Source organism: Rhodococcus sp. W8901 (genome assembly GCF_013348805.1).
Classification (GTDB): domain Bacteria; phylum Actinomycetota; class Actinomycetes; order Mycobacteriales; family Mycobacteriaceae; genus Prescottella.
The window spans coordinates 429567-449850 of sequence record NZ_CP054690.1 but is presented as its reverse complement, the minus strand read 5'-3'; the positions used below and the strand labels follow the sequence as shown (position 1 = coordinate 449850).

At 67.9% G+C, this 20284-nt stretch carries 17 protein-coding genes and 1 pseudogene; 7 read left to right on the top strand and 11 right to left on the bottom strand.

Going from position 1 to position 20284, the window contains the following annotated elements:
- From HUN07_RS02025 to HUN07_RS02010, 4 genes are all read left to right on the top strand, one after another.
- Positions 1-1593 carry a thiamine pyrophosphate-binding protein gene (locus HUN07_RS02025; RefSeq protein WP_174907628.1) on the top strand — a complete coding sequence of 531 codons (1593 nt, stop codon included), beginning with the start codon at positions 1-3 and terminating at the stop codon, positions 1591-1593.
- Positions 1590-3005 carry an aldehyde dehydrogenase family protein gene (locus tag HUN07_RS02020; RefSeq protein WP_254622742.1) on the top strand — a complete coding sequence of 472 codons (1416 nt, stop codon included), beginning with the start codon at positions 1590-1592 and terminating at the stop codon, positions 3003-3005. The genes HUN07_RS02025 and HUN07_RS02020 overlap by 4 nt, the downstream gene beginning before the upstream one ends.
- Before the next feature lie 71 nt (positions 3006-3076).
- Positions 3077-4234 (top strand): acyl-CoA dehydrogenase family protein, encoded by a 1158-nt coding sequence (locus tag HUN07_RS02015; RefSeq protein ID WP_174907626.1) that lies wholly within the window; start codon positions 3077-3079, stop codon positions 4232-4234.
- Positions 4234-5235, top strand: a complete 1002-nt coding sequence (locus HUN07_RS02010) for a DMT family transporter (RefSeq protein WP_174907624.1) — start codon at positions 4234-4236, stop codon at positions 5233-5235. The genes HUN07_RS02015 and HUN07_RS02010 overlap by 1 nt, the downstream gene beginning before the upstream one ends.
- Here HUN07_RS02010 and HUN07_RS02005 read toward each other — a convergent pair.
- Positions 5167-5768: pseudogene (locus HUN07_RS02005) on the bottom strand (YceI family protein). The gene HUN07_RS02010 and the pseudogene HUN07_RS02005 sit on opposite strands and share 69 nt — an antisense overlap.
- A gap of 315 nt (positions 5769-6083) precedes the next feature.
- On the opposite strand from HUN07_RS02005, the gene mdlC reads away from it, so the two are divergent.
- A complete protein-coding gene (gene mdlC, locus HUN07_RS02000; protein ID WP_174907622.1) occupies positions 6084-7712 on the top strand; it encodes a benzoylformate decarboxylase in 1629 nt (542 codons plus the stop codon).
- A 324-nt stretch (positions 7713-8036) separates the two neighbouring features.
- Positions 8037-9431 carry an IS1380 family transposase gene (locus HUN07_RS01995; RefSeq protein ID WP_174907620.1) on the top strand — a complete coding sequence of 465 codons (1395 nt, stop codon included), beginning with the start codon at positions 8037-8039 and terminating at the stop codon, positions 9429-9431.
- A gap of 406 nt (positions 9432-9837) precedes the next feature.
- Here HUN07_RS01995 and HUN07_RS01990 read toward each other — a convergent pair whose 3' ends face one another.
- Together HUN07_RS01990 and HUN07_RS01985 are read right to left on the bottom strand one after the other, a co-directional pair.
- Positions 9838-11466: an MFS transporter gene (locus HUN07_RS01990; RefSeq protein WP_174907619.1), complete on the bottom strand. Its 1629-nt coding sequence runs from the start codon at positions 11464-11466 to the stop codon at positions 9838-9840.
- Positions 11467-11510: 44 nt separating this feature from the next.
- The gene (locus tag HUN07_RS01985; RefSeq protein WP_174907617.1) at positions 11511-12500 is read right to left on the bottom strand and encodes a linear amide C-N hydrolase; all 990 of its coding nucleotides are present in this window, start codon (positions 12498-12500) and stop codon (positions 11511-11513) included.
- Between the two features lie 392 nt (positions 12501-12892).
- Here HUN07_RS01985 and HUN07_RS27560 point away from each other — a divergent pair, with 392 nt between their 5' ends.
- The gene (locus HUN07_RS27560; protein WP_174907615.1) at positions 12893-13681 is read left to right on the top strand and encodes a carotenoid oxygenase family protein; all 789 of its coding nucleotides are present in this window, start codon (positions 12893-12895) and stop codon (positions 13679-13681) included.
- A gap of 25 nt (positions 13682-13706) precedes the next feature.
- On the opposite strand, the gene HUN07_RS01975 is transcribed toward HUN07_RS27560, so the two are convergent.
- The 8 genes from HUN07_RS01975 to HUN07_RS01940 form a co-directional block, all read right to left on the bottom strand.
- Positions 13707-14051 (bottom strand): hypothetical protein, encoded by a 345-nt coding sequence (locus HUN07_RS01975; RefSeq protein WP_174907614.1) that lies wholly within the window; start codon positions 14049-14051, stop codon positions 13707-13709.
- Between the two features lie 25 nt (positions 14052-14076).
- Complete coding sequence (locus tag HUN07_RS01970; protein WP_174907612.1) at positions 14077-15117, bottom strand: MerR family transcriptional regulator; 1041 nt, start codon at positions 15115-15117, stop codon at positions 14077-14079.
- 33 nt (positions 15118-15150) lie between these two features.
- Positions 15151-16479 (bottom strand): MFS transporter, encoded by a 1329-nt coding sequence (locus HUN07_RS01965; RefSeq protein ID WP_114723876.1) that lies wholly within the window; start codon positions 16477-16479, stop codon positions 15151-15153.
- On the bottom strand, positions 16476-16934 hold the full coding sequence (locus HUN07_RS01960) for a MarR family winged helix-turn-helix transcriptional regulator (protein ID WP_114723826.1): 459 nt from the start codon (positions 16932-16934) through the stop codon (positions 16476-16478). The genes HUN07_RS01965 and HUN07_RS01960 overlap by 4 nt, the downstream gene beginning before the upstream one ends.
- Before the next feature lie 99 nt (positions 16935-17033).
- Complete coding sequence (locus HUN07_RS01955; protein WP_174907608.1) at positions 17034-17918, bottom strand: hypothetical protein; 885 nt, start codon at positions 17916-17918, stop codon at positions 17034-17036.
- 2 nt (positions 17919-17920) lie between these two features.
- Positions 17921-18253: a histone-like nucleoid-structuring protein Lsr2 gene (locus tag HUN07_RS01950; protein ID WP_114723824.1), complete on the bottom strand. Its 333-nt coding sequence runs from the start codon at positions 18251-18253 to the stop codon at positions 17921-17923.
- Positions 18254-18388: 135 nt separating this feature from the next.
- On the bottom strand, positions 18389-18808 hold the full coding sequence (locus HUN07_RS01945; RefSeq protein ID WP_174907606.1) for a GlcG/HbpS family heme-binding protein: 420 nt from the start codon (positions 18806-18808) through the stop codon (positions 18389-18391).
- Positions 18809-18931: 123 nt separating this feature from the next.
- Positions 18932-20260 carry a TerD family protein gene (locus HUN07_RS01940; protein ID WP_174914346.1) on the bottom strand — a complete coding sequence of 443 codons (1329 nt, stop codon included), beginning with the start codon at positions 20258-20260 and terminating at the stop codon, positions 18932-18934.
- Between the last annotated feature and the right edge of the window lie 24 nt (positions 20261-20284).

Genomic DNA, 20284 nt, shown 5'->3' with positions numbered 1-20284 from the left:
ATGCAGAGCACAGTTCGCACCGGCGGGCAGGCGCTCGTCGACGCCCTGGCTCGACACGGCGTCGACGTGGTGTTCGGGATTCCGGGCACGCACAATCTGTCGATCTACGCCGCTCTCGCCGAGTCCGGCATCGAACACGTCTCACCGCGTCACGAGCAGGGCGCGGGATACGGTGCCGACGGGTACGCCCGCGTCAGCGGTCGCCCCGGGGTCTGTATCACGACAACCGGTCCCGCCATCCTGAATGCGGCAGCTGCTGCGGCGCAAGCATACTCGGATTCGGTGCCGGTCCTGTTCGTCGCGCCCGGCCTGCCGCTCGGTCACCCGAGCAACGGCAACGGCTACCTGCACGAGGTCCGGGACCAGTTTCGGGCGATGGACTCCGTCGTCGGTCACGCACAACGCGTCACGAGCGTCGCGGAAATCCCTCTCGCCGTTGCGCAGTGCTTCGCCGCCATGGCAACCGGACGTCCGCGTCCCGCATACCTCGAGATTCCTCTCGATCTGCTCGACGAAAGCGCCCCCGTGATTCCCGTCGCGCCGGTGAGCCCCTCCATCATCACACCGGCACCATCGCTCCTGGACGAGGCTCAGGCATTGCTGGGCCGATCCGAGCAGCCACTGTTGATCGTCGGTGGCGGTGCAGCAGGGGCCGCCTCCGAGGTTCGTGCGCTAGCCGAACTGCTGGGCGCACCGGTGATCACGACCGCGAACGGAAAAGGCACACTGGAGGAATCGCATCCGCTCGCCCTCGGTGCGGGACTGCAGCACCCGTCGGTCGCGAAACTGGTCGCCGACAGCGACCTGGTGATTGCGGTGGGCACCGAGCTCGCTCCCTCGGACTGGTGGTGGGGGCCTATCGCCGACACCACGCTGATCCGGATCGATGTCGACCCCACCTCGGTCTCGACCAATGCGCGGCCCACCGTTGCCATCGTCGGCGACGCCGCGAAATCCCTCGCTGCGTTGACCGCCGCGTACACGGGAGCTCCGCGGGACGGTGCCGCGAGAGCACAACTGTGGCGCGAGCGACTGCAGGCGGATGCGCGCGACGAGGGGGCTCGCTACGTGCGGCTGTGTAGGTCGCTCGATGCGGTGCTCGACGACACCGCCGTGCTGGCCGCCGACAGTGCAATGGCCTGTTACTACGGAGCGCTGTCGAACCTTCCGCTGCACCGGCCGCGGTCCTTCCTCTACCCCACCGGGCTCGGCACCCTCGGCTACGGCCTGCCCGCGGCGATCGGAGCGAAAGTCGGTGCACCGGAGCGGCAGGTGGTTGCGATGCTGGGTGACGGCGGGGTGATGTTCACGATCGCCGAGCTCGCCGCGGCGGCCGAGGCCCGGCTGCCGATCCCCGTGGTGATCGTCGACAACGGCGGCTATGGGGAGATCCGCAACGAGATGGTCGACCGCGACGACCGGGTCCACGCCGTCGACCTCGGCACCCCCGACTTCCCCGCGCTGGCTCGCGCTCTCGGCTGCTACGGGGTAGCTGTCGGATCCTCGGAGGAAGTTGGTCCCGCGGTCGCGGCCGCCCTCACTGCGGACCGTCCGACCCTGATCCATGTGCGCGAGGAAGAGGTGGAGCAGTGACGACATCGTGGATGCGTGACGCGGTCCTGATCGACAACGAGTGGCGCCGCTGCCCGACCGTCTCCGACGTGTACAACCCGGCGACGGAGGAGGTCGTCGGCAGCGCCGCGACAGCATCGATCGCCGATGTCGATGCGGCGGTGCGGTCCGCACGGAACGCGGGGAAGGACTGGGGCCGAACCGATACCGGCACCCGCGCCGACCTGTTGGACGCCCTCCATGCTCAGTTGGTCTCCGGGCGCGATCGACTCGTGGCCGCCACGGTCGCGGAGGTGGGCGCCCCGGTGACCGTCGCCGAGGCCTCGCACGTCGACCTGGCGATCGAGATCATCGCATCGTTCGCCGACATCGCCCGACGGATGCCGGCACACGACACGATCGGCAACTCGACCATCCTACGGCGCCCGGCCGGGGTGGTCGGCTGCATCACGCCCTGGAACTACCCTCTGTACCAACTGGCGGCGAAGGTCGGCGCGGCGCTGGCCGCCGGGTGCACCACGGTCGTCAAGCCTGCCGAGCTCACCCCGCTCTCGACGTACCTGTTCTGCGACGCTCTACTCGAGGCCGGAATGCCTTCGGGTGTCGTCAATCTCGTTCCCGGGCGCGGATCGGTCGTCGGTGCCGCCATCGTCGAGCATCCCGGCGTGGACGTGGTCTCGTTCACCGGTTCGACGACGGTGGGCCGCCAGGTGGGGCGGGTGGCGGGTGAGCAACTCAAGCGTGCGTGCCTGGAACTGGGAGGCAAGTCGGCCAGCGTGGTCCTCGATGACGCCGACCTGTCGAGTGCGGTCGTCGGCTCGGTGGAAGCTGCGATGCTCAACAGCGGGCAGACGTGCAGCGCCTGGACCCGGCTGTTGGTTCCGCGGCAGCGGTACGCCGAGGCCGTCGAGATGGCGGCGGCCCATTCCGAGGCGATGACCGTGGGCGACCCGCTCGATCGCAACACCCAACTGGGGCCGGTGGTCTCCGGTCAGCAGCGGGCCGCGATTGCGGACTCGGTCGAGCGCGCACTCGCCCGTGGCGCTCGATTAGCTGCCGGTGGCACTCAGACGATTTCGGACCGCGGACACTACCTTCGCCCCACGGTCCTGGCCGACGTCGACCGGGCGGACCCGATTGCCCGGGAGGAGATCTTCGGCCCGGTGCTCGTGGTCCTTCCCCACGACGGCGACGACGACGCGATCGAAACGGCCAACGACAGCGAGTACGGACTTGCCGGCGCAGTCTGGTCGGCGGACCGCGATCGCGCGCTGGCGGTGGCCGGTCGCATGGACACCGGTCAGGTCGACGTCAACGGTGCCGATTTCAATCCGCTGGCCCCCTTCGGCGGTTGGAAGAACTCCGGCCTCGGTCGAGAGTTGGGCCGCGTCGGCATCGACGAATACACCGAACTGACGGCTGTCCAACTCTGACGATGGACCGCCGACTCCCCTGATTCCCCCTCAGCAACACACACCTTCACCAACGCCGAAAGAGGCTCCCCATGACCAGCACCCAGTTCGATCCGTGGCCGCTCACCGTCGAGCAGCGCGAGACCGTCAAGCTCTGCCGTGATTTCGCCGAGAAGGAGATCCGCCCGCGCGGCCGCGAGGTCGACGAGGCCGACGTGGTCACGCCCGTCGACATCTTCGCCAAGGCCGCCCAGGTCGGCATCACCGACTTCATGATCGCCGAGGAGTTCGGTGGCGGCGGCATGACCGACGTGTTCACGCAGTGCCTGGTGCAGGAGGAGCTCTGCTGGGGCGACCCCGGCATCGGAAACCTGGTGTGCTCCAACGGCTTCTTCTCCGACCCCCTGATGGCACTCGGCACCGCCGAGCAGAAGGAGAAGTGGCTGCGGCCGCTCACCGGCACCAATCCGCTGATGACGGCGCTGGCCACCACCGAGCCCGGCTCGGGCTCGGACGCCGCGTCGATCATCACCACCGCCGCCCGCGTGGACGGCGGGTACCGGATCAACGGCCAGAAGGCGTGGATCTCCAATGCGGGCGCTGCCGACCAGTACGTGGTGTTCGCCAAGACCGATCGCAACGAACGGTCCAAGGGCGTCACCGCATTCCTGCTCACCAAGGACACGCCCGGCTTCACATGGGGTGAACCGATGAAGAAGATGGGGCAGCGTGCGATCGTCTGCCGCGAGCTGTTCTTCGACGATGTGTTCGTCCCCGAGGAGAACCGGCTCGGCGACGAGGGCCAGGGCTTCTACGGTCTCATGGAGACCTTCGACATCTCACGAATCGTCCTCGGTGCGGCCGCCGTGGGAGCTGCCCGCGCCGCCTACGAGTACGCGCTCGAGTACGCCCGCACCCGCAAGCAGTTCGGCAAGCCGATCATTGAGCACCAGGCCGTCGCATTCCGACTGGCGGACATGGCAACCCGGATCGAGGCGTCACGGCTCATGGTCCATCACGCCGCGCGCTCGATCGACGCGGGCGTGAACACCACCGGGCTGGCAGCGATGGCCAAGCTGACCGCGTCCGAGACCGCAATGTTCGTGACCCACGCCGCCGTCCAGACCCTCGGCGGCTGGGGCTACTCGCGCGAGTACCCGGTCGAGCAGTGGATGCGGGATGTCAAGCTCGAGGAGATCGAGGAAGGCACCTCCGACATCATGCGGCTCATCATTTCCCGGAAGCTCTGATGAGCCGAGGCCCAGGCGCCGCCGTGAACGCCGGATCGCGTTCGCTAGGGACAGGCGCCTGGGCCGCCGGGCTCGCGTCCGCCGCGGCGTACGGTCTGACTCCCGTGGTCGCGGTCCTCGCGTACCACGACGGAGTCTCGCCGTCCGTCCTCGTCACCCTACGGGGAGTGTGCGGTTCCGTGGTGCTGCTGTTGATCGCTGCCGGAACCGGCCGCCTTCGGGGCATCAGCCGGCGACCGGCAGCGGCGCTGCTCTTCCTGTGCGGTCCACTCTTCGGAGTCCAGATCCTGGCCTACTTCGCGGCGGTGCAAGCCACCGGCGCCCAGGTGGCGCTGGCGCTGGTCCACATCTACCCGTTGTTCGTGCTGCTGCTGGTGTGGCTGGCCCGCCGACAACGCGTCAACGTGTGGACGGTGGCGCTGTGTGTGCCGATGCTCTGCGGGATCGGCCTCGTCGCCGGTGGCGGTGCAGCGTCGTCCTCGATCACGGTGATCGGTGTCGGCGCGGCATTGCTCAGCGCCTCCGGATACGCGGTGTATCTGGTCCTGGGCGAAGAATGGGGACGATCGGTCGGAGTTGTCAACGCGGCACTGCTCGTCACCGTCGGAGCGACGATCACAACCGGAATCGTCGCTGTGGCGACGAGCCAGAGTTTCGCCGTGCCACAGGGTGTATGGCACGTCGCTGTCGTGCAGGGGCTACTGCTCAATCCGGTCGGAATCGGTTGCGCGTTCTACGCGATGCGGCGTCTGGGATCGGTGGCGATGAGCATGATCGGTCTTCTCGAACCGATCTTCGGCATCGTCAGCGCGGCCCTTGTTCTCGGCGAACGCCTCGACCCGGTTCAGTGGCTCGGCGTCGGCTTCATCCTCTCGCTCGGCGGCCTGCTGCCGTGGACGATGTCGGATCGGCGCCGACGCCCAGTCGCATCGTCAGGCGCGGTCCATGCTCACCAGGAAGTCGACCGTGCCGGCGTCGTCGATGGTCACGAATCCCAGTGACGGCGGCGTGATTCCGTAGTCGGACCACGTGACCGGGACGCTGCCGGACGCAACCAGTTTGTCGCCGGCGTGCAGGACCTTCACGTCGACGGTCACCGGCCGGGTCTGGTCCTCGAGGGTCAGCCTCCCGTCCGCCTTCACGGTGGTGGCGGTTCCGTCGGTGGGTAGCGAGGCCGGATCGACCGGCGTCGTGAGGGTGAACGTCGCGGTCGGGAACGTGTCGGCGGCCATGACGTTGCCGCGGAACTGTCCGTCGCGACGCGAGTTGTCGGTGGCGATGGCGGCCACCTGGACCACCACCTGGGCGCCGGAAAGCTTCTCACCGGAGACGTCGGCGGTCCCGGCCACCTGGTCGGTGGCGCCGACGACAGTGACCCGCGCGCCGAAACCGACGCCGCCTGTGCACCCTCGGTGGACACGCTCGCGGCCGGGGCGTCGTCCTCGGCGATGAACTCACCGTAGATCCAGGGGCCCGCCGGAACACCTGCGAGCACCACCACGACCGCGCCACCGATGAGCCACCACTTCTTCATCGGCACAGCGTATGAGCACGACGGGGTAGGCACCACGGCTACGTCGCCGCCCGGTGAGGTCTCGACCACCGGTGCGCCGCTCGGCCCCGCACGTCCGCCTCGAAACGCCGGGCCCGGTCGACCTCGTGTTCAGAATCCCGCATCGTCGCCGCATCGAATTCATCCGTCGATTCATCCGTCGACTTCCGAATCGGAACACTCCGGCCATGATTCACTCGACAAGGCTGATGAGCACTGCAGATCGAAAACCCATCAAGACCAAGCCGGACATCACCGAACCCCGCTTCGGGGCGGCCACGGGGAGGATGGATCTCAATGAGTACGATTCGCGACGTCACGTTCGATCTTCTGCGCAAACTCGGAATTACCACGGTATTCGGCAATCCAGGTTCGACCGAGGAGACATTCCTGAAGGATCTGCCCAGCGACTTCAGATACATCCTGGCGCTGCAGGAGGCTTCAGCAGTCGCCATAGCCGACGGCTACGCTCAGGCCACCCGCTCCCCCGCGCTGGTCAACGTGCACACATCGGCGGGCATTTCCAACGCGATGAGCAACATCATGACTGCGGCGATGAATCACACCCCGCTCATCGTGACCGCCGGAAACCAGACGCGAGAAATGCTCCTGATGGAGCCGTGGCTGACCAACGTCGAGCCCGAAATGCTGACGAAGCCCTGGGCCAAGTGGAGCTACCAACCGGTGCGCGCCGAGGACGTGCCCGCGGCGTTCATGCGTGCGTACGCGATGGCGATGCAGCCGCCGGCCGGTCCGGTCTTCCTCTCGATCCCGCTGGACGACTGGGACCGACCCGCGGCGAGCACCCCGGTGCTTCGCTCGGTGACGACGCGGATCGGACCGGACCCCGACCGAATCGAGGAGTTCGCCCGCCGGTTGTCCGACGCGAAGAACCCGGTGCTCATCTACGGCTCCTCGATCGCGCGCGGGGACGGCTGGGCACAGGCGGTGGCACTGGCGGAGAAGCTCGGTGCACCCGTGTGGGCGGCACCGTCCTCGGAGCGCCCGCCGTTCCCCGAGAACCACCCCAAGTACAGGGGCGGGCTGCCGTTCGCCATCGGCCCCCTGTCGGAACGACTGGCGGGCCACGACATCGGAATCGTCATCGGGGCACCGGTGTTCCGCTACTACCCGTACGTTCCGGGAGAGTATCTACCGGAGGGCATGTCACTCCTGCACGTCACCGACGACCCCGCCGAGGCAGGGAAGGCCCCGGTCGGCGACAGTCTGCTGTGCGATGCGGTCCTGGCCCTCGAGGGTTTGCTCGAGCGGGTCGAGGAACGGGCCCCGAGTGGCCCCGTCGCCGTGAATCCGCACCGCATGGCCCCGCATCCGGCGCCGCTTGTCGCCGAGGCGGGCGAGGCGGGCGGGACACTGACCGCGCTCGAGGTGTTCGAGGCGATCCGGTCCGTGGTGCCCGACGGCACCGTCCTGATGGAGGAGTCGCCGTCCAACATCGCGGAGTTGCACACCGCGTGGCCCATCGAGAAGCCCGACTCGTTCTACACCGCCGCGAGCGGCAGCCTCGGCTGGAATCTGCCGGCCAGTGTGGGTATCTGTCTCGCGGAACGTGATTCAGGCCGCAATCGCCCGGTGGTGGTGATGATAGGCGACGGATCGTTCCAGTACGCCATCCAGGCGTTGTGGACCGCCGCCGCCCACGAACTACCGATCCTCTACGTGGTTCCTCGGAACGAGGAGTACGCCATCCTCAAGGCGTTCGCCAAGCTGGAGGAGACGCCAGGAGTGCCGGGACTCGACATCCCGTCCCTCGACTTCGTCTCCCTCGGAGAGGGATACGGATGCGCAGGCGAACGAGCGGAGACCGTGGACGAGGTGCAGATCGCGGTGAAGGCCGCGCTCGCACGCTCCGGCCCCACCGTTCTGGAGGTTCCGATCGCAGCAACGGTCCCGCCACTGCTGTAGCCCGACATGGACTCCTCGATCGACTACCCAGACGCCGATCGACTACCTGACGCGCTGCCGTTAGCAGCGACCCACAGCCGCTTCGACATTCGAGGTGGCCTGATCTGATAGACCCGACTTCGCCAGACAAGTGGCCGTGCCGAGCTGAACCGCGAGCAGAACCAACACCGCCCCGCCCGCGCCGGCGGTGTTGGCTGCCTAGCCTGCCGCTTTCACGGTAATTCGGCTGAACACCTGTGTCACTGACGAAGAAAGGTGCTCCGACCTGCGATAATTCGACTTGTCTAAGGTTGAACAATCGCGTGATCAAGGAGCACCTTTCAGGTGGCCAAGTCTACGTCCCCGTACCCACACCTGTCCGCATCGGCCACCGGAACCGGCGTCGTGTCGCATGCCGGGACGGTCTTGTTGCTGCGTACCGCCGAGAAAACAGGCCTGACCACCGCCCTGTCGGCCGCGCTCGAGCCGTGGCGCAAGCCCCTCGCGACGCACGACCCGGGCAAGATCGTGTTGGATCTCGCGGTCACGCTCGCGCTCGGCGGTGACTGCCTGGCCGACATCGCGCAGTTGCGGGCGCACCCGCAGGTGTTCGGTCCGGTCGCCTCCGACCCGACCGTATCGAGGCTGGTCACCGCGCTGGCCGCGGACCCCGGCGCCGCACTCGCGGCGATCGGGAGTGCTCGCGCTGCGGCCCGACGCCGTGCATGGGCCGCGGCCGGAGACCGGACACCCGATCATCGGATCGACGAGAAGGATCCGCTGGTCGTCGACATCGATGCCACCCTGGTGACCGCGCACTCGGAGAAGGAATCCGCAGCCCCGACATTCAAGCGTGGCTTCGGGTTTCATCCGTTGTGCGCGTTCGTCGACCACGGTGATGGCGGGACCGGTGAGCCGGTGGCGATGCTCCTGCGGCCCGGAAATGCCGGCTCGAACACCGCTGCAGACCATGTGACCGTGGTCAAGGATGCGTTGGCGCAGTTGCCGTTCGATCCGGGCTACCGGGTCGGGAAGAAAGTGTTGATCCGCACCGATGGCGCCGGCGGCACGCACGACTTTCTCGACTACCTGACCAAGCGGCGGTTGGCGTACTCGATCGGGTTCGGGCTCACCGACACCATGACCGCGGCGATCGACCTGATCCCGAAGACCGTGTGGACGCCCGCCTACGACGCCGACGGGAAGGTCCGTGACGGCGCCTGGGTCGCCGAGCTCACCGGGCTGATCGACCTGTCTACCTGGCCCGCTGGGATGCGGGTCATCGTCCGCAAGGAGCGGCCGCACCCCGGCGCGCAACTGCGGTTCACCGACCACGAGGGTCTGCGGTTGACCGCGTTCGCCACCAACACCACCCGCGGCCAACTCCCGGATCTCGAGCTGCGGCACCGCCGCCGGGCCCGTTGCGAGGACCGGATCCGGGGCGCGAAAGACACTGGCCTGCAGAACCTTCCGCTACACGGGTTCGACCAGAACCGGATCTGGCTGCAGATCGTGCAACTCGCCGGCGAACTGATCGCCTGGACACAACTCCTCGCGTTCGACACCGAAACCGCCCGACGCTGGGAACCGAAACGACTCCGACTCCGGCTGTTCCACATCGCCGGCCGCATCGTCCGTCACGCCCGACGCATCCACCTCAAACTCGCCGCCCACGCACCCCACGTCGACCTGCTCGTCGCCGCGATCACACGCGTGACGACACCAAAAACAGTGACCTGACCAGCGGAAATCTTCCCCGCCGGGACGAAAGGAGCACCATCATTCGGGGCCGTGGACCCCGACGCAACCCGACCGCGTCGGCCACCCCGCCACGTCCGGAAACCGGAACCATCACCGGGACAAGAAATCCGAACTCGATCAGGCCGGCACGCCGCGCTCACGAAAGATCGAGGCTAGTGGGACTGCCTGAGAAACGGTGGATCCGGTCGTGGTCTGACACGCCGGGCGTGAGCCTGGCGGGAAGTATCGAGAGTCACCGATGCCTCGTTCGACCCGTAGATCGTCGGGAAACGTCAGCGACGCCTGACCGGGGTGGACGAGATCGTCCACTCGACCGGAACTACCACCCTCACCCACGCGACAACGCTCACGCCCTGTGGGTGCCAGCCCTGTTCCATTTTTCCCTTCACTGTTCCCGTCGAGTGGGCAGTTGGCGGAACGTCACGAGTGGCAGCAATACCGCAAGTCCGAGCACGAACAGGCTCGCGCGCAGCGCGACCAGTCTGGAATCGACGTTGATCTCCACCGCGCGGTCGAGCTGTGCCGAGGTCAAGTCCAGTCCGGCGAGACGGCCGCGGAGGTCATCGTTCGCGACGAAGCTGACCGAACTGGTGGTCACTTCGATTCTGCTGTCGGACCGCAGATCCGGGTCGTCAGCGACACGGCCCGAGGCGGATTGGGCGAGCACGGACATCAGCACGGCTCCCGCGACGGCAGTACCGGTGCAGAGTCCGAGGAAGTTCGCCATACCCCGAGCACTGCCGATCTCTCCGGAGAGCGACTGCGGGCTGGTCTCCATGAGCAGTGCACTTCCCGCACTCAGTCCGACTCCGATACCGAGACCCAGGCACACCTCGCTGACCCCGGTCCACACACCCGACCACTGATTCGAAATGGTCAGTGCCAGCAGCATCACGGCTGCGGCAGCGAGCACATGGGCACCGGTCAACAGCCAGCGGCACGCGAACAATCGCATCAGAACCGGTGTCGCAGCCGCCGAGACGAGCGCGGCGAGGGAGATCGGCACCAGCATCAGTGCCGAACCCACGGGCGTCTTGCCCAATACCATCTGGGTGTACAACGGCAACAGGTAACTCACGCCGGCCATCAGCAGGTTCACCGCGACCAGACCAATCAGGCAGGCACGGTTGAGCCCCGACCCGAACACCTGGGGGTCGAGCAGGGCCGTCCTGCCACCGTCGACGAGCGAATGCTGCCGCGCGGCGAACACATGCAGCACCAGCACGCCGAGCAGCAAAAATGCCAGCACGGGCGACAGGCCGAGCACACTCACCGGCGCCGACTCGGCGGCCAGGAGAAGTCCCCATGCGCCGATCTGGTTGATCGCCGCGACCAACAAGAGCACACCGACCGCCGACAGCGCGATACTCGCCTTGTCGATGGAGCCCCGGAAGGGAGTCCGGGGCAGAACCACCCGGGAAGCGATGACGATGGTCCCCGCGATGACAACGAGCAGAAGGAGGAAGGGCGCCCGCCAGCCCCAGGTCTGCACGAGGAATCCACCGACCAACAGCGCGAGCGCAGCACCGATACCCGTGCTGCCCGCCAGGATCGACACAGCGACGGTGCGCTGTGTGCCGGAGTAGGCCTGACCGAGAATCGCCAGCGCGTTGGGAACGAGCAGCGCGCCACCGAGTCCCGCGACCGCTTCGCCCGCGATCAGCGCCGAGACATCCCGGGCCAGGAGACAGATCAGCATGCCTGCGATGTAGACGGTCAAGCCGAGCAGCTGGGTGTTCTTGGCACCGAGGACTCCGCTGATCTTGCCGCCCGTGACCGTGAAGGCGGCAACGAACACCCCGTACGCGACGATCGCCAACTGCACGTTCGAGATCGTGGTGTCCAGGCCCTCGACCACGCCGCTGATCGCCATGGGTAGCACCGACGCGTTGAACACCGAGACGAGACCAGTGAAACACACGAGAATCAGCGGCAACCAGCTCGCTCGCAGCAGCGCCTCGTCCGCGCTCTCGGTTGTCACACGAACGGCAGGCTGCTGATCAGCGGTGTCCATAGGTGCACCCCTCGGGGATCGTGCAGTGGGTTCGAGCCTGAAGATCAGGACGGCAGAGTCAGGAACTGCATCGGGGCCGTTTCCGCGAAGCGGCCGGTGACGTTGCCGGCGAGTCCGCCCTCGAGCGCCGTATCGCTCATCAGGTCAAGCTTGCCCGCCGGCGCGCCCACCCCGAAATCCAGCTTGTCCAGGTCCACCCACACGATGTTGGGCCGTGTCGTCGAGTCGAAGACGAACCGCTTGTTGGTCAGGTCGGCAACCGTCTGCCAAATCGTCTGCGACGCATACGGCTTGTCGGGATCGGGGATGCGGAAAGGCTGGGCGGCATTGCGGATGACGCTGAACATTCCCGCGACCGCCTCGACCTCGGTCTTGGGCTCGGGCAACCGGCCCACGTAGTACGCGGCGCGGGCGAACCGGTCGGTCGCGAGCGTGGTCCCGGGCAGGGGCCTGGTCCCACCGAACCCGTCGATCTCCTCGAGCAGTTCGATCTGCTTGTCGTAGGTCGGCGAATTGGTCATCACGCGATAGGCGCGGTCGTGCCAGACGGTGGCCTTGCCGTCGACGTACTCGATGATCGCCGAATCTCCGGTCGCATCATCCAGCGCGAGGTGTACCGCGGGCACCTCGCCGGTCGCCGGGTCCCCGAGCGGTACAACCTGAACGTCGGACTCGGTGATCCACGCGGCGGCGTCCGCCACCGTGGCGAAGTTGTCCAGGAAGTACTGAAGCCAGATCGCCATGCTCAGAGCCGGCCGCGACTTGTCATGGGTGCCGTACTCGGACTCCGCGAGCCACAGGACGTGCCCCGCCAGCCCCGCCTCGTTCATGCCGTCCACCGTCATCATGTCGAACGCACCGGCCACGACACTGCCGTATTCGGCGGCCCAGCTGAGTGAACCACCGACGCCGTCATCACGTTTGATTCCCCGGGGAAGCGACCACAGGTTCGTTCCGGTATCTCGGTGATAGTCCATATTTCGCCCGACGAGCACAGCCCCTGCGGCGTCCGGCCAGATCACCCTGGTGCACATCACTCCACCTTCCGCAGCTCTCGAAAGAGCTGGCTTCTTCGTCGAGATCTCGAAACTGGATTAGGCGAACGATAGCAAGACTTTCGAGAGCGGCAGGCTCATTGGAGCAATCACCGCGAGCCCCCCACCACTCGTTCTCAGCCCGCGCCGAAACTCTCAATCATTTTGGTGGACACCCTGTTCTCCGATCCGGTCATCGTGTTCGAGGAGTGGGACGAGGTCGGGGCTCCCGGACACGACGAATGCGAGCGAGTCCCTCCGCGTTGGAGTTCCAGACGGGGTGCGTCTCGGTGAACGCCGCGCTCGCATGCTCCGGCCCACCGGTCTGGAGGTTCCGAGCGCGGCAACGGCCCCGCCGCTGCTGTAGCCGCCGACTCGGGTCTCGTCGGGTGATGCCTGCCGGATCGGCCGGGACCGGTCTGGCAGGTATCCCGCACGGGAAGATCTTCCGGACCGGATACAACTGGTTCACCGGCGACGGCATGGTTCACGGCGTCCGACTCGGCGACGGGCAGGCACTGTGGTACCGGAACCGGTGGGTCGACTCGGAAGCGACGTCGGCGACCCTGCAACGGTTGGCCCCCTCCGAGCGCGGCCGATCACCCCTGCACGGACCGTCTGCGAACACGAACGTCATCGGGTTCACCGGCAAGACGCTCGCCCTGGTCGAGGGCGGTCTGGCGTGCGTGGAACTGTCCGAGGAACTCGACACCGTCGATGTCTGCGACTTCGACGGCACCGTTCGCGGCGGATACACAGCGCACCCATCGGGGGATCCGGAAACCGGTGAGCTCCATGCGGTTTCGTACCACTTCGGTAGGGGAAACACCGTGCAGTACAACGTGATCGGCGCCGACGGCCACCTCCGGAAGAAGATCCCGATCCGCGTCGGCGGCAGTCCGATGATGCACGCCTTCTCCCTGAGTCGCGACTACGTGGTGGTCTACGACCTGCCGGTGACGTTCGACGTTCGAAGCGCCGTCGCGGCCAACGTGGCCCGGCCACTGCGCCCCCTTGGCGGCATTGGCCTCCGAACGGACCGTGACCGCGGCGTGGCCGCCACTCGCGACTTCGATCCCCGATCGGCGATCGGGGAGTTCGTCTTTCATCCCGCGTCTTCCGTTTGCGCGGAGGCCGGATTCCACGGCAACTGGATACCGACAGCGACGCACACGCCCTGACGCAACCGTGTCGACGTCCAGCGGTCTACGGGTGCGAGGGCCTCGGTTCGACGGAACGTTCGGTGACGGCCACGCCGACCTCGTCGACGGCCGTGCGGATCATCGCCCCGTACCCGTCGTCGCCGAGCGCGTCGAAATACCGACCGGCCGCATCGCGATGCTCGCGCGCCTGGTCGAACGATCCGAGCTGCCGGAGGTTGTCGGCGAGATTGAGGTGCAGCGACGGATAGAAGCCGCGAACCACGAGACCCGCGCGGTGTTGCCGGACACGGTCATTCGTGAGGGCATCGGCGCGGGCGGCGTCCGGGTCGCCGTCGCGGCCGAGCGTGACGGCACGGATGATCGCGTCCGTCGTGAGGTCCGTGGTCATCGCGGTTCTCCTGTCGCGGTGGAAGTTACGGGGCAGTGGGCATGGCGAGCGTGGTGAGGTCGCCGACGGTGGCGGAGCGGATGACGACGGGCTGGTCGGCGGCGGAGAGGTCGAGCATGACGTCCGGTCCGACAGCCGTGGCGAGCGCGGCGCGCAGGGTGCCGGACGCGAAGTGCACCTCGATGCCCGGGCCGGACACCTCGGCGGTGAGGCGCGTTTCGCCCTCGCCGACACACACCCCCACGGTGTCGGTGGCGATCGTGCACCGGATCCTCGCGTCGGGACTGTCCTCGATCGCGGCGAGCAGGGCGTCCCGGGACACGACGACCCGGGTGGACGCGGCGGGCAGGGCGGTGAGCATCGCCCGGTAGTCGGGGAACGCGTCGTCGATGGTGGCGCACCGTCTTTCGTCATCGCCGGCGGCGACGACCAAGCGATCGGATCCGGATCGGAGGACGACGTCCCGGCACCCACGCAGCCACGGGCCGAGCGCGGCAAGCTCGGCGGCGGCCACGACGACGGCCCACGGATCACCCGCGCCGGGGCAGGCGATGCTGCGCGTCGACAGGCGGTATCGGTCGGTGGCGGTGAGTGTGACGGCCCCGTCCCCCACCTCCACGAGAATCCCGGCCAGGACCGGAAACGCGGGATCCGACGCCACAGCGACCCGCACCTGCCCGATGGCATCGGCGAGCGTGGCGGCGCAGATCGACGCCGAGGGCCGCGGCGGCGGCGCCTGTCGGACGGACTCGGCGACCGCGGCGGCGGCGTCGGCCCGCTCCCGCAGCGCGCGGACGTGTGCGTCGAGCAGGCGCCCGGCGTCGTCGACCCCGTCGAGGATCCGCGCCACGACGTCCAGCGGGACGGCGATCTCCCGCAGCCGGCGGATCATCGTGGCCTGGTCGCGTTGGGCCTCGGTGTAGTACCGGTACCCGGTCGACGGATCGACGCAGGCCGGGACGAGTAGCCCGCAGTCGGCGTAGAAGCGCAGCGCGCTCGGTGTCAGTCCGCTCGCTCGCGCGAGCACGCCGATCGTGATCAACCTGTCCGTTCCGAATTCGCTCATCGGGCCATCATGGAGTCTCGACCAGCTTGAAGGTCAAGCCGCTTTCGAACGGACGGCCTCGGTGGACGCCGGGCCCTCGGCGATCGCGGGGGCCGGGGCGGTCGGTTCCTCCGGATCCTCGGGGATCGGTTGCGCCTGGGCGGTGACCTTCTTGCCGCGGCCGATCACGATCGCCGCGACCAGGGCGACGACCAGACACGTGATCGCGCCGAGCAGCAGCCCGGCCCGGCCGCCCCACTCCTGGCTGACCCAGCCGGCGACGGGGCCTCCGATGGCCGTCGAGCCCTGGAACGCCGTGGCCCACAGCGCCATGACACGGCCACGCATCTGTGGTTCGGCCTCGAGCTGGAGGGTGCTGTTGGTGGTGGAGTTGAACGCGATGCTGACGGCGCCGACGATCACCAGCGCGATCAGTTCCACCGCCAGCGTGGGCGCGGCGGCCGCGGCCACCAGCGAGAAACCGAACGCGGCGGCCGCGACGATCAGGACGCGAGTGCCGGTGCGACCCCACGTGGCGACCAGCAGGCCGCCGCACACCGCGCCGATGCCCATCGCGGCCGTCATGAACCCGTACGCCTCGGAGCCGGCGCCGAACGTTTGATCGGCGACGATCGGGAGCACCACCTGGAACTCGAACGCGAGGCATCCGATGAACGCCATCATCAGCAGCGGCACCGCGAGATTGCGGTTGCCGCGGACGTAGCGCAGGCCCTCGCGGAGCTGGCCGCGGGCGCGTTCCATCGGCGGCGAGCGGTGCAGCTCGGAGACGTTCAGTCGCAGCAGCGACGTCACCACCGCGACGAAGCTGGCGGCGTTGAGCAGGAAGCACACGCCCAGCCCGCCGGCCGCGATCGTGACACCCGCGACCGCCGGACCGACGATGCGCGACGCGCTGACCAGCGTGGACTGCAGGCTGACGGCGTTGCGCAGATCCGCCGGACCCACCATCTCGAGCAGGAACGACTGCCGTGCCGGGTTCTCGAAGCAGTTGTTGAGGCCGAGCAGCAGCGCGAGCACGTACACGTGCCACAGCTGGACGGTGCCGGTGATCGTGAGGACGCCGAGGACGAGGGCCTGGACGCCCATCATCGTCTGCAGCACGATCATCAGCCGTCGCTTGTCGGTGCGGTCGGCGATGACACCGCCGTACGGCCCGAGCAGCAGGACCGGAAGCGTCTGCAGCGCCACGACCAGGCCGATCGCGGTGCCCGAGCCGGTGAGTTCGAGGACCAGCCAGGACTGCGCGACGAGCTGCATCCAGGTGCCGATGAGCGAGACGGCCTGGCCGCTGATGAAGCGGCGGAAGTTGCGGTTCGCGAGCGCCGCGAACGTCTGACGTCCGAGTTTTCCCGCGGCCGTCATGAGCGGGCCGTAGCCCGGGCCTGACACATCCGTTCGCCGAGCGCCTCGAGGGCCGGCAGCGCGTCGAGCAGATCCTGGGTCTTGGTCTCGGGGAGTTGGGCGAGGTACTCGGCGAACAACTGGGTCCGCTTGTCCCGCAACTGCGAGTGCAGGGCGATCCCCGCGGGCGTCGCGGCGACGACGACGGCCCGGCCGTCGTCGGGATCGGCCGAGCGCATGAGCAGCCCCTCGGCCTCCATCTTGCCGATCATCCGCGAGAGCATCGTCGGGTTGAGGGTCTCGATCTCGGCCATCTCGCTGGCCCGGATCGGCCCACGGCGCACCGCGGTGGTCAGGATCGAGAACTGCGTCTTGGTCAGCTCACCGCCGGACGTCTGCCGGTCGACCTGCCGGGAAATGCGTCCGAGTGCGACACGAAGCCGGGAGACCTCGTCGTCGTCGAAGAGGCTCGTCAACGTCCACCTCCAATTTACTTGCTTGTCGGCAAGCATACATTGAAGGTGTGGCGATCTCCACCCTCGGGTGCGTGACACCAGCCACGGGAGGGGGTCGGGTCAGGTCAGTTTCGCGGCCCGCACGACGGGCAGCAGACGCTGCTGGTTGTCCACCCACTCGCGCATCACGACCATCTCCTCGCGCCGCTGCACCGAGTCCCAGGTCGCCATCTCGATGTTGCCGACGAGGTTCTGGCTCTCCTTGACCACGCGTTCCCGCTTGGCCGTCACCACCCGGTCGCGGTAGCGCTTGACGGAGACGCGCAGGTCCTGGATGGCGTCGATCTCGCTCTTGATGACCTCGAGCGGCCGCGCGACGTCCTCGTCGAGTTCGGCGGGGTCCTCGATGCCGGCCGTGACGAGCCGCTGCTTGAAGAGGTGGATGCGGTAGAGGTCGGTGTGGATCTTGCGGGCCACGTCGTCGAGCTTGTCCCCCGTGATCCGCATCGGCGCGACATCCTGTCCGGCCCAGTCGAGGAACGCCTTGAACAGGGCCACCTCGGTGGCCAGGTAGACGAGCAGCGCGACCTCGGTGAGGACCTTGGGGTCGTCCGGATGCGGCCGGCTCTTGACGCTGAGCAGCTCACCCTTGACGAGGACCTCGTGCTTGGGGAACACCCGGTGCAGCAGATCCAGGTAGACGCCGGGGCCCACCTTCTTGCTGCGGATGCGCGTGATCCCGGCCTCGTAGCGGGCGGTCCACTCGCCACCGTCGTTCGGGATGTCGTACAGGAACACCCGGATCGGATCGCCGTGGGAAAAGGACGTATCCGAACCCTGCGCCTCGTCGGCGGCGGCATCGTCGGCATCGTCGGCGCCCGCCGCGTCCGGTTCCGCCACGGGCGAATCCGCGGCGACCACCGCGGGGGTGGCCGCGTCCAACTGCTCCGCGACCACGGGTTCGGGCGCGGCAGCCGCCTTCTTGCGCTTACTGACGGTCGCCATGACTAGTGGGCGGCCGCGTACGCCTTGACGATGTCACCCGAGATCCGGCCGCGGGTCGACACCACATAACCGTTGCGGGCGGCCCACTCCCGGATCTCCTGGGTGCTGGCCCCATCTGTCGTCGGCTTCGCGGCACGGGTCGTCTGGCGTCCGCCGACCTTGGTGGAATGGCGGATGTAGTAGTCCAGCTTGCGGTGGAACTCGGTGGCGTTCTTGTCATTGAGGTCGATGGTGTACTCGACGCCGTTGACAGCGAAACTGATGGTCTCGCCACCGAAGTCGATGGGCTCACCATCAAGATCATCGATGAGCTCGACAATTACCTTCTGTGCCACGTGTTACTCCCGAGGTTCGTCAACCAAGCTGCATCGGGAGCCTACGGGACAACCCCCACACAACCCGATGCGGATCAGGGTCGTCACGGCGTCGACCGTGACGGTGACACCTTCGCGGTGCCCGCCGGGCGCCGGTCAGCGCGCGGCGACACCTGCCTGCGCGTATTCGACGTCCTGCTCCGGCTGCGCGCCGCTCACGCCGATCCCGCCGACGACCTCCCCGTCGACGCTCACGGGCAGGCCTCCGGGCAGCGTCGTCAGCGACTGCTGGGTCTGCGCATCGATCAGGTCGACCAGCGCGGGATGGGCGTCGGCCAGCCCGGAGTAGGCGGTCGTGGGTATGCCGATCAGCGCCGAGGTCGCGGCCTTCGCGCGTGCCACCCCGGGGGTGAACCATGCGGCGCCGTCGTCGCGCACCACCAGCAGATCGTGTCCCCGCGCGTCGACGACGGTCACGCTGACCCGGTTGCCGTCCCGCCGCGCGGCATCGATCGCCGCGTCCGCGGCGCGCCGGGCCGCCGCGAGATCGAGCCGGGCCTGCTTCGTATCCGCCATCGAACGTCCTCCCTCAGTTGCTCTCGTCGACCTCGATCAAACACGAGCCGCGCTCCGAATCCCCATCCGAGGGTCGGGGATTCGACGATCGCGGCCCCGGACGACCCGGCGCGACCGTCCGGATCAGGCCAGGCACCTCCCGCTGTACTTGTCCAGCCCGAGACCGCCGTTGCGCTTCTTGCTGCGCCCGGTGGGACCACCGGACGGCTTACGCACCCACTTGCCCTTCGAGTCCAGGCCGGGCATCCGTTCGCTGCCGATGCGGCTGTAGCGCGTCTCGCCGTCGACAGTGAGCACCCCGTCCTGCACGTCGATGTGCGCGACCGTCGCCCAGAACGAGTTCTTGCTGTTGCCCACGTAGACGAGGATCTCGTCGGCATCCGGGCCGGGCAGCCCGTCCTTGCCGGCGCGACCATAGCGGATCGCCACGCGCGGATTACCGAAGGTGTCCAGGGCGCCCGCCCCGTTGTCGACGCTCTGATAGATGTTGACCAGCAGGTCGCCGTTCTCGTTGGGCAGCACCCGCACCTGCTCGACGGCCGGCTTCTTGCCCTTGCCCGGGCCCTGGCTGTCCCCGTAGTGGTGGATGAACGGCCAGTGCTCGAGGCTCCCCCGGTGCCCCTTGTCGCCGCTGATGACGACGTACTCGTCGGTGTCCTCGTTGCGGCAGAAGAAGTACACGTCGAGGTCCCCGGTGCCGTACTTCTTCACTTTGCCGTTGCGGTCGTAGGTGGCGCCGCGCCCGTCCCATTCGAGGCCGACGGTCAGGACCCAGTTCGGATCCCCCTGCCCCTTCCTCAGGTCGATCCGCGCGGTCCGATCGGGCGACTCCTTGGTGAGCGCCACCTTCACCTTCTCGAAGGAGATCGGTGGTGCCGCGGCCGCGGCGGGCGCCGCGATCTCCGGAGTGGGCGGCGCGGACGGCGACGCAGGCGCCGAGGTGGCGTCGGCCGGCGTCCCGGGATCGTCGACGTCGATGCCGTGCTCACCGGCCAGCGCCGCCAGGCCATGGCTGTAGCCCTGCCCGATCGCGTCCATCCGCCAACCGGTTCCCCGCCGGTACAGCGCGACGACCTGCAGCACCGTCTCCGTGGACAGACTCGACGGCGTGAAGCGGAGCCGCTGGGACGTACCGTGCACCTCGACCGAGAGACCCGTGACCGCACCGAAGTCGATGCCCTGGGCTTCCGTGCTGGCGGTGAGCAGGACCCGATGGATGTCCGCCGGCACCGTGGTCAGGTCGACCGAGACGCTGTCGTCCGCGGTGAGCGCGACACCCGGCGCCGTCGGGTTGTTGAAGAAGACGAAGTCGTCGTCGGAACGCACCTTGCCGTCGTCGGCGAGCAGCACCGCGGCGATGTCGACCATCCCCGGCTGCCCTGCCGTGGTCAAGCGGACCGTGTACCGATCCTCGGCCAGGTCGGTCTTCGAACCCTTGACCACTTCCAGCATCGTGCGCGTCCCCACCGTTCGTCA

What these genes read in the sequence shown, in the direction of transcription:
- HUN07_RS02025 (WP_174907628.1), top strand. Translation starts at nt 1, where the DNA reads ATGCAGAGCACAGTTCGCACCGGCGGGCAGGCGCTCGTCGACGCCCTG.
- HUN07_RS02015 (WP_174907626.1), top strand. Translation starts at nt 3,077, where the DNA reads ATGACCAGCACCCAGTTCGATCCGTGGCCGCTCACCGTCGAGCAGCGC.
- HUN07_RS02010 (WP_174907624.1), top strand. Translation starts at nt 4,234, where the DNA reads ATGAGCCGAGGCCCAGGCGCCGCCGTGAACGCCGGATCGCGTTCGCTA.
- mdlC (WP_174907622.1), top strand. Translation starts at nt 6,084, where the DNA reads ATGAGTACGATTCGCGACGTCACGTTCGATCTTCTGCGCAAACTCGGA.
- HUN07_RS01990 (WP_174907619.1), bottom strand. Translation starts at nt 11,466, where the DNA reads ATGGACACCGCTGATCAGCAGCCTGCCGTTCGTGTGACAACCGAGAGC.
- HUN07_RS01985 (WP_174907617.1), bottom strand. Translation starts at nt 12,500, where the DNA reads ATGTGCACCAGGGTGATCTGGCCGGACGCCGCAGGGGCTGTGCTCGTC.
- HUN07_RS27560 (WP_174907615.1), top strand. Translation starts at nt 12,893, where the DNA reads ATGCCTGCCGGATCGGCCGGGACCGGTCTGGCAGGTATCCCGCACGGG.
- HUN07_RS01975 (WP_174907614.1), bottom strand. Translation starts at nt 14,051, where the DNA reads ATGACCACGGACCTCACGACGGACGCGATCATCCGTGCCGTCACGCTC.
- HUN07_RS01970 (WP_174907612.1), bottom strand. Translation starts at nt 15,117, where the DNA reads ATGAGCGAATTCGGAACGGACAGGTTGATCACGATCGGCGTGCTCGCG.
- HUN07_RS01965 (WP_114723876.1), bottom strand. Translation starts at nt 16,479, where the DNA reads ATGACGGCCGCGGGAAAACTCGGACGTCAGACGTTCGCGGCGCTCGCG.
- HUN07_RS01955 (WP_174907608.1), bottom strand. Translation starts at nt 17,918, where the DNA reads ATGGCGACCGTCAGTAAGCGCAAGAAGGCGGCTGCCGCGCCCGAACCC.
- HUN07_RS01945 (WP_174907606.1), bottom strand. Translation starts at nt 18,808, where the DNA reads ATGGCGGATACGAAGCAGGCCCGGCTCGATCTCGCGGCGGCCCGGCGC.
- HUN07_RS01940 (WP_174914346.1), bottom strand. Translation starts at nt 20,260, where the DNA reads ATGCTGGAAGTGGTCAAGGGTTCGAAGACCGACCTGGCCGAGGATCGG.